Here is a 13,012-nt window from a genome sequence, read left to right on the forward strand (position 1 = left end):
ATAAAGATCACTTTCCTCCTGTTACTTCCAGGAGATGCTTTTTAAGGTCAATCATCTGATCTCTCAGCATAGCAGCTGTCTCGAAGTCAAGCTCTGTAGCAGCTCTCTTCATGCGCTTCTCGACATCCTTGATAACCTTCTCAAGCTCCTTCCTATCCATTGATTCCGGATCCTTCTCGAACTGAACCTCCTGCTTCGCAACAGCCTTGGTGACACTGATAAGATCACGGACTGCCTTGCGGATTGTCTGAGGTGTTATTCCATGGGCTTCGTTATATTCCTGCTGAATCTTCCTTCTTCGCTCCGTAATCTCGATAGCGTTCTTCATGGAGTCAGTCATATTGTCAGCGTACATGATAACGTGTCCGTCTGCATTTCTTGCAGCTCTTCCGATTGTCTGGATCAGTGATGTCTCAGACCTGAGGAACCCTTCCTTATCAGCATCGATTATCGCAACCAGCGATATCTCAGGAATATCCAGACCCTCTCTCAAAAGGTTGATTCCCACAAGAACATCAAATACATCAAGTCGCATATCGCGAATTATCTGTGCTCTCTCAAGGGTATCGATATCTGAGTGCATATACTTAACCCTGATTCCGGTCTCAGCAAGGTATTCCGTAAGATCCTCTGCCATTTTCTTCGTAAGAGTTGTAACGAGAACCTTGCTCTTCTTAGCTGTCTCCTTATTGATCTCCGTGATCAGATCATCAATCTGTCCCTCTACAGGTCTAACGGATATCTCGGGATCCAGAAGTCCCGTAGGTCTTATTATCTGCTCAGCGCGCAAAAGCTCATGCTCAGCCTCGTAAGGTCCGGGAGTAGCTGAACAGAACAGCATCTGATCTATATGCGTCTCGAATTCTTCAAAATTAAGAGGCCTGTTATCAAGAGCCGAGGGGAGTCTGAAGCCGTAATCAACAAGCGTGGTCTTACGGGATCTGTCTCCGTGGTACATAGCTCCTATCTGCGGAATCGTCATATGTGACTCATCCACAATTATCAAAAACTCTCCGTCAAAAAAGTCCATCAGCGTAAGCGGTGGTTCCCCGGGCTTTGCAAAATTAAGATGCCTTGAGTAGTTCTCGATACCGGAGCAGAACCCCGTCTCTCTCATCATCTCCACATCAAAATTCGTGCGCTCCGCAATTCTCTGAGCCTCTATAAGCTTATCCTCACTCTTAAAGAACTTAACCTGCTCATCGAGCTCAGCCTCAATATTCTGGCAGGCAAGATTTATCTTTTCCTGGGGTACAACATAATGAGATGCAGGGTAGATCATCACATGGGACAGCTCACTTTTAATAGTGCCTGTCACCGGCTCAACCTCGCAGATTCTGTCTATCTCATCACCAAACAGCTCTATTCTTATGAGATAATCATCAGCCTGTGCAGGGAAAATCTCGATGGTGTCTCCTCTTACTCTGAAATTACATCTGTTTATATCAAGGTCATTCCTTGTGTACTGAATCGCCACCAAATCCTTAAGTATCTGATCTCTGCTCCTCTCCATACCGGGTCTTAGTGAAATTGACATCCCCTTAAATTCATCAGGACTACCCAGACCGTATATGCAGGATACGCTGGCAACAACAATGACATCCTTCCTTTCTGTAAGGGAAGCGGTTGCAGAAAGCCTCAGCTTATCTATCTCATCATTTATGGCAGAATCCTTCGCAATATATGTATCCGTCTGAGGTACGTAAGCTTCAGGCTGATAGTAATCATAGTAGGACACGAAATACTCGACAGCATTATTTGGGAAAAATTCCTTGAATTCTCCATAAAGCTGCCCCGCCAGTGTCTTGTTATGGCTTATGACAAGTGTGGGCTTATTAAGTGCCTGTATTACATTAGCCATGGCAAAGGTCTTACCGGAGCCGGTGACACCCTGAAGGGTCTCAAACTGATTACCGCTCTTAAATCCATTTACCAGCTTCTCTATGGCCTGGGGCTGATCCCCGGTGGGCTTATACTCAGATTTTAGTTCAAAATGATCCATGAGTTTTCCTCTTTTGTTATCCGAACATATTTTCGATATCTCTTAATTCTAACATAGGATTTATAAAAACTCAATCGTGTCACAGGTTCTTACAATATCAATAAAAACTCCGCATATTTCCTCATCTGCCCTATATCTGCCCGGAAACCTAATTAGAATATTTTTATAAAATTTCTGTAGCAGAAAAATATTTTTCCCCGCCCTGATCTTTAGCAGATCCTTTCTAAGCTCAGCTGCTGTGGGATACCTTTCTGTCGCACTTGGCATAAGGCACTTATTTAAAACAGCTCTCATCTCATTCTCAAATCTTTTTGAGACAGTTGCCCTTTTAAGAAGTCTCTCCATGGTTTTTCCAAGCTGATATATATCAACCTGAAAGCTCTCGCTTCCAAGTCCCCCGTATTGCTCAGGTGCAGCGTAGTTCTTTGTTCCAGCAAGTAGCACCTCTCCATTTTTTATGTCACCGCCTGCATATCCTTCCAATATCCTGGCTGCTCCAAAATCTATCAGGAACATATTTCCATGGTCATCAATCATGATATTTGAGGGCTTTATATCCCTGTGGATGACAGGCGGATTTAATCCATGGAGCTTAACCACGAAACTTGCCATGTATACAAACAGCTTTTTTAAATCCCTCTCTGACAGCCTTTCTATTTCAATCCTGTCGAGAGTCTTTCCCGGAATCACACTCATAACAAGTGAACCATCCTTTTCACCATAAAACGCAGGCGCTTCCACATAGCCCTCCTCTGTCAGATACTTAAGTATATTCGTCTCATTTTTTAGCTGCATGAAGGAAACTCTTTTATTACCCGCCTTTTTCACAATGCATTCAGTCTGTCTGTTGCACAAATAACCACGATAGATTTCACCATTTCCGCCGCTTGCAATGTGGCCTGTAATCTCTATTTCATGCATAAGGCAGCTGCCGTCACCGGCCTCTCCTCTCCCCTGCTAAATAACAGACTTCTAAGATATTCAATGTTTTCCTGCATTGTCTCATTATCTATACACATCTGTGGACACATTCTTTTGTGAATATCTGCCCCAAGCTGCCTTTCATAAAAAGACTGGGTTCCCACAATAAGCGTACTCCCTTCTGACAATCTCCCTGTGGCGTAGCAATAATCTACTGATGCATCGCTCACATTTTCGCAGTGAATTTCCGTGGCTCCGGTCCTTCCAATTCTCATTACCCTGTTATTTCCGCGGTTCATAATGTGATAATTAATTCCCTTTAATATCAGAATAGTGATATCCGGATTTTTCCTTCTGCGGATAAGACCGCCCTTTCCGAATCTTATAAAAAGCCTTTGAAGACAGTTTTCAATATCACCATCCGCTTCCTTGTATATCATTTTCTCGGCCGCTCTTATGATCTTATCATTTAGCTTTGCAGCCTTTTTATGTGCACTTAATACCATCACAACTACGTCAGATCGCTTTTTTGTATGGACTGCCTTTATCATCAATCCATCATTATTCAATTTTTCTCCGGGCTCACGCAAAGTGGCCGCATAGTACTCCAATTACTACACTTCCTTTCAAATTTTATATTTTGCAAATGGAATAAATACCCGATGACATCGGATATTGAATCAGAAATAAAAACATAGATGAATATATCTTAGAAATAGCGTTATGTCAATAAAAAAGTAGAGGGGAGAACCCTCTACTTAAAATGTTATGCAGCCTCATCCTCGGATACATCTGCCTTTGATATTTCTTTTTTCAAAATCTCAATAGCCTTATTGAGCTGATTATCAGTACCGTCCTCGTTGTACTTTTCATTATCAAGCGCTATCTCCACATCAGGAGTGATGCCCACGCCGTTGATGTCATTTCCCTTAGGTGTGAAATAGTTGCTGATTGTAAGCTTAACTGCCGTTCCGTCTGTGAACGGGAAGATTCTCTGTACAACGCCCTTACCGTAAGTGGTCTCACCAACTATTGTTCCTACGCCGTAATCCTTGATGGCACCTGAGAGAATCTCAGAAGCACTCGCAGAATAGCCATTTACAAGAACTACAACAGGGATGTCGATTTTCTTGGTTCCGTCGCACTCATAATCCTCACGGTTACCATCTCTGTCCACTGTATAAACGATGTCACCCTTGGGAAGTATCTCTCTTGCTATATCGCATACAGCCTGAAGGCTTCCGCCGGGATTTGATCTAAGGTCAAGAACAAGTGCTACCATGTTCTGATCCCTGAGTTCCTTCATTCCGGCTTTAAACTGCTCTGTCGTTACGGAGTCAAATTCGGTAATACCAAGATAACCGATATTATTTTCAAGCATTGTGGTGTTGACTGTCTGAGCCTCAACCTTGTCACGCTTTACCTTAAACTCCAAATAATCAGACTCACCCTCTCTGTAAATGGTGAGTTTAACCTCAGTACCGATCTCACCTCTGATCATTCCGACTACTTCTGAGAGTGTCATGCCCTGAACGCTCTGGTCTTCAACCTTATAGATCACGTCGTTGGCTTTAAGTCCGATCTTCTCAGCAGGTGACTCCTTGATCGTTCCAGTGATTCTTGGAAGATTGGTGTCTTTATCCATACTGACATAAGCACCGATACCATAGTAAACACCCTGGGTATCAGACATAAGGTCCTCATACTCCTTTGGTGTGTAGTATTCGGAATAGGGATCTCCAAGAGAAGAAACAACACCCTTATAAATAGCGTCAGCCTCTGCCTGTCTGTCGATCTCTGTTTTATAATAGTAGGTTCCAATGGCATCCTCTATAACTTTGACTTTATCTATGGTTTCCTGCGTCAAAGCTGTTTCCGTATTGGTAACATTCCCCTTCACAGGAGTAAATGCGACTCCTTTTATCTTTACAATCAGGAATCCAACCGCCACAAGAAAAGCAGTTCCGAAAATTCCCAGCACCAATCCAAGGAAGAGCATTCCAATTCTGTTATCTCTTTGCTCCATAGTAACACTTCCTTTCGCCCTGAATGTCATCTGCACAACCGGCAGATTATCTATTATTTCAAATAGTTCCAGGGACTAACATAATTTCCGTTTAGTCTTACTCCAAAATGAAGGTGAGGTCCTGTAGATCTTCCTGTTGAACCTACCGATGCAATCTTCTGTCCCTTAGATACCTCCGCACCTGTGGATACACTAAGAGATGACGCATGCATATAAACAGTATATAAACCACTTCCATGAGATATCATAACATAATTTCCCATAGTTGAATTATAAGCCGCAGCAACAACCTTACCATCATAAGCAGCCAGAATAGCCGAGCCGCTAGGAGCTGCAAAATCCACACCATTGTGCATCTTCTGAATACCCAGCGTGGGATGCATTCTCATACCAAAATTATCGGATATTCTCGAATATGAAGGACATGGCATTGCAAACATTCCGCCATCATACTTTCTTACATTCTGAGCAGCAAGCTCTGCCTTTTCTGCCTCAACTGCCTTCTCAAGAGCTGCAATAGTGGCATTTTCCTCCGCAATCTGCTTCTCATATTCTGCAATTGCCGCCTCTTTATCCTTAATATCACCGGCGATGCTGTTGACCTCTTTGTTCTTTTCAACAATAAGATTCTGAAGGTTCTCTTCCTCGATCACCACATCTGCCTTGGCTTCATCAAGGGTCTTCTTCTCCTCCTCCAGAGCCTCCTTTGTAAGAGTTGTGAGCTCAGTATGTGCAATATACTCCTCAAGCTTTGCCCTGTCATAGGCAGACAGTTCTTCTATATACTCCGCCTTGTTAAGCATGTCCGAAAAGCTTCCGGCCTCAACAAAAAACTGAAAATACAGCGCATTTCCCTTTTCATACATGAAGCGTATTCTGTCTTTCATAGCTTCATACTGTTCGTTCTGGATACGGATAGCTTCTTCAAGCTCCTCCTCCGTCTCCTTAATGCTCTGTTCCTTTTCTGCTATCTTCTCGGTAAGCTCATCTATCTTTTTCTGAATACTCTCAAGATTAGCATCAAGCTGCGTTATGTAGTTATTCAGGTCTGTTTTTTCTTTTTCCAGGGACTTTTTCACATTCTGAAGGTTTGTCAGGGAATTCTTCATTGTTTCCCTTTCCTTCTTGGCATTGGATATCTGTCCCTCCTTCTGCTTTATACTCTCGGTCGTAGCCTTCGCATAAACATGAGAAGTATTAAAAGAAACTGTGCCCGCAAGCAGGCACAGAACCATGACCACCCCAATTATTCTTTTTCCGATTCCTCTGCTGTCCAACGTATAGCAACCTCCCAAATGTTGCTCTTTTATACATGTAAGTGTTTACGTACGGTTGTAACACTTCCAAGAAAACCAATTCCCACACCAATAAGTATTGAAATAGGCGTAAGGGCTTCGAATATCTTTCCTACAGGGAGGATATCCAGTATTGAATTCAGCATTGAAAATCTGATTGCCAAAAACTCAGCTGCCTTATTGTAAACAAAGTAGGTAATTACAAGTGGAATAAGTGAGCCGATAAGTCCGATAATAATACCCTCTATTACGAAAGGTGCACGTACGAAAAAGTCCGTAGCGCCTATGTACTTCATAATATTGATTTCTTCTTTTCTTACAGAAATACCGATCGTAACAGTATTGCTTATAAGGAAAATTGAAACCAGAAGAAGTATTCCTATAATTCCGAGTGACACATACGCGATCAGACTGTTGATACCACTAAGTGTTGAAGCAGTAACCTCTGATCTGTTGACCATTCTTACGCCATCAATCGACTCAAGATATGTAACCAAAGCAGGCTGCATCTTTACGTCACTAAGATATATCTGCAGGTTGGCAGAATCCTCAAGGGGATTCTCTGTGAATCCGTCCGCATATTCGCCAAGATAATCTGTCTTGAAGCTCTCCCATGCATCCTGAGCTGATATGTACTCAACCCTGCTTACCTCCGGGCGCTTTTCGATCATGCTCTTGGTTGCAAGGATCACATCCTCACTTATGCCCTCGTTAAAAAATACTGTAACTGATACACCCTCTTCAGCGGTCTGAACTACATGCTGAAAATTGGTAACTATTGAATAAAACACGCCAAACAGGAACAAACATGCACTTATTGTTGCAATTGAAGCAAGTGTATACCATCTGTTTCGTCTAAGGTTTTTAAATCCCTGCCCCAGCGTATATAATAAACTACTCATCCTCATCGTGATACTCACCCTCTTCTTCGTCGTGAATCACGACGCCTTTTTTCATAGTAATAACGCGCTTGTGCATCGCGTTAACAATCTCCCTGTTATGAGTAACAACTATAACAGTTGTACCGTTCAGATTAATCTGCTCCATGAGCTTCATAATTTCCCAGGTATTATTAGGATCAAGGTTACCTGTAGGCTCGTCTGCAAGCAGAATCTCGGGCTTATTAACAATAGCCCTTGCAAGCGCAACTCTCTGCTGCTCACCACCTGCAAGCTGAGTAACCTTACTCTTATACTTTCCTGCAAGTCCTACCATTGCAAGAACTGAAGGAACGTTCTTCTTGATATCCCTGGTGGATTTCTGAATTATTCTCTGGGCAAACGCAACATTCTCATACACATTTCTGTCCTTGAGAAGACGGAAATCCTGGAATACAATGCCCAGTTTTCTTCTGAACTTAGGGATGTTTCTGTGGCGCATTCTGCCAAGATCCTGTCCCATTACTGTGATGGTTCCGTCTGAAGGAACAAGCTCTCTAAGCAGGAGCTTGATCAGAGTAGATTTACCTGATCCACTGTCTCCCACTATAAAAACAAATTCACCCTTCTTGATATGAAGGGTGACTCCATTTAAAGCTGGTGCGCCCGTTGAATATGACTTGGTCACGTTTTCAAGCGTGATAATATCATCAGCCAGGTCAGTTGCGACTGAGCGCTTTCTTTTGTTAACTTTTTCCATACCATTCATCCTTTACTATTAGCAGCGATACACGGATTTCTTCGTCCTTCGGACTCCCGAAATCCTACGGCCATTCGGAATCCGCACTATCGTGCTACTTCCTCATGCCCGTTCAATTCCCAAGGTCATAAGTCGTTTTGTGCAAGCACAACGACTTCGACTTTGGTAATTTAGTATCGCTCCATGTATTTCATATATCTTACAACCATGAGTGCTATCTTAAATGTGATCGCATCATCAAAGACCCTAAGGTCAAGTCCTGTGCTCTTCTGAAGCTTATCAAGTCTGTACACAAGTGTATTTCTGTGTATAAAAAGCTGTCTGGAAGTCTCAGAAACGTTCAGGTTGTTCTCGAAGAACTTATCAATAGTAGCAAGTGTCTCCTGATCGAATCCATCAGGATTTTTACCACCGAATATCTCGCGGATAAACATCTTGCAAAGCGGTATCGGCAGCTGATAGATAAGTCGTCCGATTCCAAGCTCCCCATAGCTTATAACCTTGCGCTCATCAAAGAAAATCCTTCCTACATCAAGAGCCATTTTAGCCTCTTTGTAAGAGCGGCTGACCTCCTTGATCTCGCCAACAACTGTACCGATCGCAATATGAACACCTGTAATGCCAAGCGATTCAAGATGCTCCTGAAGCTCTGCTGCTGCCTTGGATATATCCTCGGGCTTGCCATACTCAGACACATCCTTAACAACTATAACATTATCTTCGTCAACCTCAGTTACGAAATCTCCGCCATTACCGGTAGCGTGTGTCCTTACAAGCTCAAGGACATTATTCTCTCTTACCTTATCTGCTGAAATAATCATGGTAACACGCTTGGAATCAGCAGGAATGTGGAGTTTCTTCGCTCTACTATATATATCTACCAAAAGCAGGTTGTCAAGGAGAAGGTTCTTGATAAAGTTATCCTTGTCAAAGCGTTCTTTATAAGCAACCAGTAGTCCCTGTATCTGGTAAGCGATCATCTTACCGATCGTATATGTGCTCTCGCCGCTTCCGGCAGCAATCAGGATATACTCAAGCTGCTGCTCGTCATACACCTTAAAGAACTGGTGTCCCTGAACCTCCTGTGAATCTGCAGGTGATCTTACAAAGTCCCTTACAGACTCTCCCATGTTCGCAAAATCCGGTTTTGTAGCAGCAACTTCATTGCCATCTACATCCAGCACGCACAGGTCAACATGGGCAATCCCTTTCAGCCCATCTATAGTATTTTGAAGGATTTGATTTGAAATCATAGATAATCTCCCACGATTATATTTTCATTGTTCTTCTTACATTCTACTCGATAAATGCATAAAAATCCACAAATTTTATTTAATTTTTTGTTGATTTTCCATAATAAAAATTTAAACACTTTGTCCGATATAAGATATAGAGTAGTAGAAGCGTATTCCATGCGCAAAAGGAGGTGCTTATGGACATACCCGAATTATCAATGGCATTATCAGCAAGCAAGGTGCAATCAGACTGGGGAACAGCTATGCTCTCCAAAAATCTTGATGCCCTCAAAGAAGTTGGCGGTACCATTGAAGAGATGTTGGATGTGTCCGCCCTCGAGAGATCCGTAAATCCCAATTTGGGTGGAAGCATCGACGTCAGAGTTTAACATCAAAACATTATGAACGCCCCATGCCTGGCATGGGGCGTTCTACTTTTTATTTAATGCTAATATCGCTCTCGCCTATCTCTATCTTACCTTCCTTAAGAAGATGTCCAACAGCGCGTTTAAATTCATTCTTACTCATGGACATTTCCTCCCGGATACGCTCAGGAGATGCCTTATCGGTGAAAGGAAGTACTCCTCCGTTTTTCTCCATCTTTTCAAGGATAACCTGTGCATCAGTATCTATCTGGAGATATGCCTTCTCACGAACACTGAGTGTAAGCTTTCCATCCTCGCGGACTTCAATAACTCTCGCAGTTATCTCATCCCCGATCTTAATATCTCCATAGAGTTCCTTCTTGGGTATAAGCGCTGAGAAAATATCATCAACAGCTACAAATACTCCGAAGTTACTGCTGGTCTCGTAAACCGTTCCGCGAACTCTGTCCTCCTTATGATAAGGACTGTCCGTGCGAAGGAATTCATATACATTCATGGTCACGGCAAGTCTTCCGGATTTATCAACATACAGCGCACACAGTACACTCTCGCCAGCCTTCACCTTCCTGGTCTGCTCTCTGAATGGCAAAAGCACATCCTTCTCAAGCCCCCAGTCCATAAATGCTCCGATCTTGCCCACATCATTTACCTTGAGCATATTTACCTGACCGAGCATAAGCTTAGGTGTTCTTGTTGTAGCTATAAGCCTGTCATCGGAGTCCTTGTACAAAAATACAGAGAGCTTGTCTCCGAGCTTTGCATCCTCCGGCACCTGCTTTTTAGGAAGAAGCACCTTATCGTCGCTTCCCTCCTTCTCTGCAAGGTAAACACCAAAGTCTACCTGTTTTATAATTATCAGTTCCTGTTTTTCTCCAATTCTTAACATTTTCCTGTCCTTTTTATCTCTACTATTGAATATGGCTTACCATTTGTATCATTTAGCGCAGCCGTATATGCGCCGTCCTTCATATATATCACAGGACTTATCTCATCACCAAGATGAGCCTGTTGCCTGTATTCAGCTCTTATCTGAATTCCGTTCCTGCTTCCGGCAAGAGCCTTTAACTCATCAAGCCCTTCTCTTCCCGCAACAAGGTCAAAGGACTGAAGCGCAATCCTGATATACTGCCCGTTATTTACATGATTATTGGAATCAAGGTGATGCATTCCAACCTTTTTCACATCGGCCTCATAGCTATCAGCATCCTTGGGGATTGCTATCTTCCTGGGCTCATAGTTCATCGGAAGCTTCTCATCCAGCGGGTATGTCTCTATCACCGCGTCATCAATCCTTGAAGGGCTACCCTCCTTCATATTGATCAATGACCACACCGAATTAGCAGTTGCCAGCCTCTCTCCGTCCTCGGTGTTCATGAAAAAGTTACGAAGTCCAATGAAGCCCTTAAGCTCATAGGGTATGGTTCCGATTATAATTCTCTCTCCAAGACTGGGAAGTCTGTTCACCACGACCTGCCAGCTGTTTATCACCCAGGCGAGTCCCCTCTCTCCCATGTATTCCATGGTCGCAGGTCCCTCCTGAGTCTGAAAAGTCGAACAGTCCTGAAAATAATCTATCAGTGATTCGAAGGTCAAAAACTGCTCAAGATCTGTTTCAGTATATCTTATTCTTGAATTAAACGTATACATACTCTCACATCCTGTTTTCACATTTCTGCGTCTTCATAATCATAACACAAATTGAAAGAGTTAGCGGCATCAGCATGGTTATACCGTACTCGTATCTGAAATCAACCACCGGTGCAGCAATTAAAAGCGTGAAAATAAGCGCCGCCTGCAGAATGATTGGAAGCAGCAGCTTTTTATTACTCACCCTTCCAAGCATCACGAAAAGAGTAAAAATCACAAGCCAGGTATAGGCGCCCGCACACCACAGCATTCCATACAACGGCACGAAGCTTCCAAGCTTTATCAGTATCTCTTTTCCCTTAACTACTGCCTTCCCGCCTATAAGCGGAGTGGGAACCAGACCATAGTTGTTCCCCATTATGCCATCTATGTTACCGACATCATAGGGAATATCAGGATACACATATCCGCCCTCTAAGTCAAACCATGCCCTCACATAGTCCAGGGGATATTTAAGTCCAAGGCGCATCCAGAGCCCCAGATAGGTCCCCTTGTTATTCTCTATCACATCAGGGTGACCTGCTCTTACAAGCTCCTTCATATTATCAGCAAAATCGGCTGCGTAAAGCTCATGAATATATGTAGTATCTATGACAGCATCTATGAGCTCCTTATCCTCCGCGGTAAGCTCTCTGTCTTCCACAAGTACTCTTGCAACCTGCTGAATGGGAAGAGACAAAGACTCGGTAAAATCAGGCTGGATTATCCCTGCAGCATTCATCACAGGCCCTTTGATCACTACAACAACAATTATTGCAGCGGCAATTGAAGCCAGTACTTTCGCCATTTCCCCTCTGAACATCCAAAGCATAAACGGCACGCAGAGCAAAAACGCATACCATCCATTTGATCTAAAGAGAGCCATCAAAACTGCCAGGATCGACAGAATAACATAATCAAAAGCTCCATTCTTTTCCTTTATGGCCATATCGCAGAGTCTGCAGCCCATAAGCATCATAATGCCTGCAAAGGGAACGTCCTTCCAGATTGTCACTGCAAATACCGCATTAAAGGGCACCAATGCAAAGAATACCAGTGAAAGAAGAAACCACCTGCCTTTTCCAAGAACCCTTCTAACCTGAAGTACAGTTCTTCCACAGCAAAGAGAAAGAAATATCATCTGTGCTATGGTATAGAAGCTTATGGCCTTATTCACATCCCCTGTAAATCCAATTCCTAAATTATAAAAAATTGAAATGCAAAGAGTATGAATGACAGGGTGATGGTTCGACCAGGGATTCACGCCGATCACCTGCTCGTACTGGACGATAGAATCCGCCGTCATTATTCCGGGATATTCATATAAAAAATATGGAAACCAGCATAAGAAGCAAATTATAGCAGAAAGAAGAACCACGGCAAGACCTCTCACCGCACTGACCTCATTGGTTGCAGCACTCTCTCTTTCTGGTGACGCATTCGAAGCAATAGCATTATTTTCAGCAACGCCATTTTTCATATTTACAAGAAAGGCTCCAAATCTTATAGCTGAAAGCACCACAAGAAAAAGTCCTGCAAATATGATCGCCATTCCCACAATTCTAAAAAGCGAACTGTCAAAACCGGAAACAGCCTTTTTTCCAAATAAAACTGTGATAGCAGCTGCTGCCAAAGCAGAGATACCAGCCATCAAAGCTCCGGTAGTTTTATTAATTCGAATCTGAGATTTCTCCCAAAGAATAAAAAACAACACAAAGAAAACAAGTGTAAGCGGGTTTCTCACAGTCATGCCCAAAAGCAGTTGGAGCCCCCAGGTACACATAAACGCCACAAAGGCATTCTTCAATTCTTTTGTATTATGTCCAACCATATCTGATATAATCCTTTTAGAAATATTAGGCCAGAAAGCCCGGAAGGAACTA

At 43.0% G+C, this 13,012-nt stretch carries 12 protein-coding genes; 1 reads left to right on the top strand and 11 read right to left on the bottom strand.

The features are described from left to right. Positions 1–7: 7 nt before the first annotated feature. The 8 genes from uvrB to G587_RS0106915 all read right to left on the bottom strand — a co-directional run bounded on the left by uvrB (position 8) and on the right by G587_RS0106915 (position 9,135). Positions 8–2,002: an excinuclease ABC subunit UvrB gene (gene uvrB / locus G587_RS0106880; RefSeq protein WP_026491637.1), complete on the bottom strand. Its 1,995-nt coding sequence runs from the start codon at positions 2,000–2,002 to the stop codon at positions 8–10. 60 nt (positions 2,003–2,062) lie between these two features. After that, the gene (locus G587_RS0106885) at positions 2,063–2,923 is read right to left on the bottom strand and encodes a serine/threonine protein kinase (RefSeq protein ID WP_026491638.1); all 861 of its coding nucleotides are present in this window, start codon (positions 2,921–2,923) and stop codon (positions 2,063–2,065) included. Continuing rightward, on the bottom strand, positions 2,911–3,534 hold the full coding sequence (locus G587_RS0106890) for a hypothetical protein (protein WP_026491639.1): 624 nt from the start codon (positions 3,532–3,534) through the stop codon (positions 2,911–2,913). Before G587_RS0106890 ends, G587_RS0106885 begins: the two co-directional genes overlap by 13 nt. A 155-nt stretch (positions 3,535–3,689) precedes the next feature. Then, positions 3,690–4,949 (bottom strand): S41 family peptidase, encoded by a 1,260-nt coding sequence (locus tag G587_RS21715; RefSeq protein ID WP_196808783.1) that lies wholly within the window; start codon positions 4,947–4,949, stop codon positions 3,690–3,692. 53 nt (positions 4,950–5,002) lie between these two features. Continuing rightward, positions 5,003–6,226: a murein hydrolase activator EnvC family protein gene (locus tag G587_RS0106900; protein ID WP_242830046.1), complete on the bottom strand. Its 1,224-nt coding sequence runs from the start codon at positions 6,224–6,226 to the stop codon at positions 5,003–5,005. Between the two features lie 29 nt (positions 6,227–6,255). After that, positions 6,256–7,152 carry a permease-like cell division protein FtsX gene (gene ftsX, locus G587_RS0106905; RefSeq protein WP_026491641.1) on the bottom strand — a complete coding sequence of 299 codons (897 nt, stop codon included), beginning with the start codon at positions 7,150–7,152 and terminating at the stop codon, positions 6,256–6,258. Continuing rightward, positions 7,139–7,828, bottom strand: coding sequence for a cell division ATP-binding protein FtsE (ftsE, locus tag G587_RS0106910; RefSeq protein ID WP_026491642.1), 690 nt, complete (start codon positions 7,826–7,828; stop codon positions 7,139–7,141). The genes ftsX and ftsE overlap by 14 nt, the downstream gene beginning before the upstream one ends. Before the next feature lie 224 nt (positions 7,829–8,052). Beyond that, positions 8,053–9,135: a PucR family transcriptional regulator gene (locus G587_RS0106915; RefSeq protein WP_026491643.1), complete on the bottom strand. Its 1,083-nt coding sequence runs from the start codon at positions 9,133–9,135 to the stop codon at positions 8,053–8,055. 179 nt (positions 9,136–9,314) lie between these two features. On the opposite strand from G587_RS0106915, the gene G587_RS0106920 reads away from it, so the two are divergent. Further along, positions 9,315–9,506: a YjfB family protein gene (locus tag G587_RS0106920; protein ID WP_026491644.1), complete on the top strand. Its 192-nt coding sequence runs from the start codon at positions 9,315–9,317 to the stop codon at positions 9,504–9,506. A 49-nt stretch (positions 9,507–9,555) separates the two neighbouring features. Here the strand turns inward: G587_RS0106920 and G587_RS0106925 are convergent, their stop codons facing one another. From G587_RS0106925 to G587_RS0106935, 3 genes are read right to left on the bottom strand one after another with little or no spacing between them, the layout of a single operon-like run. Then, positions 9,556–10,389, bottom strand: coding sequence for a CvfB family protein (locus G587_RS0106925; protein WP_026491645.1), 834 nt, complete (start codon positions 10,387–10,389; stop codon positions 9,556–9,558). Further along, positions 10,383–11,150: an acyl-[acyl-carrier-protein] thioesterase gene (locus G587_RS0106930; RefSeq protein ID WP_026491646.1), complete on the bottom strand. Its 768-nt coding sequence runs from the start codon at positions 11,148–11,150 to the stop codon at positions 10,383–10,385. Before G587_RS0106930 ends, G587_RS0106925 begins: the two co-directional genes overlap by 7 nt. A 4-nt stretch (positions 11,151–11,154) precedes the next feature. Next, positions 11,155–12,960, bottom strand: coding sequence for a DUF6020 family protein (locus G587_RS0106935; protein WP_155829447.1), 1,806 nt, complete (start codon positions 12,958–12,960; stop codon positions 11,155–11,157). Positions 12,961–13,012: the final 52 nt, after the last annotated feature.

This window comes from Butyrivibrio sp. XPD2002 (genome assembly GCF_000423945.1).
Lineage (GTDB): Bacteria > Bacillota > Clostridia > Lachnospirales > Lachnospiraceae > Butyrivibrio.

Bases quoted from the DNA above. Each gene is read 5' to 3' on its own strand.
- uvrB (WP_026491637.1), bottom strand. From the start codon at position 2,002: ATGGATCATTTTGAACTAAAATCTGAGTATAAGCCCACCGGGGATCAG.
- G587_RS0106885 (WP_026491638.1), bottom strand. From the start codon at position 2,923: ATGCATGAAATAGAGATTACAGGCCACATTGCAAGCGGCGGAAATGGT.
- G587_RS21715 (WP_196808783.1), bottom strand. From the start codon at position 4,949: ATGGAGCAAAGAGATAACAGAATTGGAATGCTCTTCCTTGGATTGGTG.
- ftsX (WP_026491641.1), bottom strand. From the start codon at position 7,152: ATGAGGATGAGTAGTTTATTATATACGCTGGGGCAGGGATTTAAAAAC.
- G587_RS0106915 (WP_026491643.1), bottom strand. From the start codon at position 9,135: ATGATTTCAAATCAAATCCTTCAAAATACTATAGATGGGCTGAAAGGG.
- G587_RS0106920 (WP_026491644.1), top strand. From the start codon at position 9,315: ATGGACATACCCGAATTATCAATGGCATTATCAGCAAGCAAGGTGCAA.
- G587_RS0106925 (WP_026491645.1), bottom strand. From the start codon at position 10,389: ATGTTAAGAATTGGAGAAAAACAGGAACTGATAATTATAAAACAGGTA.
- G587_RS0106930 (WP_026491646.1), bottom strand. From the start codon at position 11,150: ATGTATACGTTTAATTCAAGAATAAGATATACTGAAACAGATCTTGAG.
- G587_RS0106935 (WP_155829447.1), bottom strand. From the start codon at position 12,960: ATGGTTGGACATAATACAAAAGAATTGAAGAATGCCTTTGTGGCGTTT.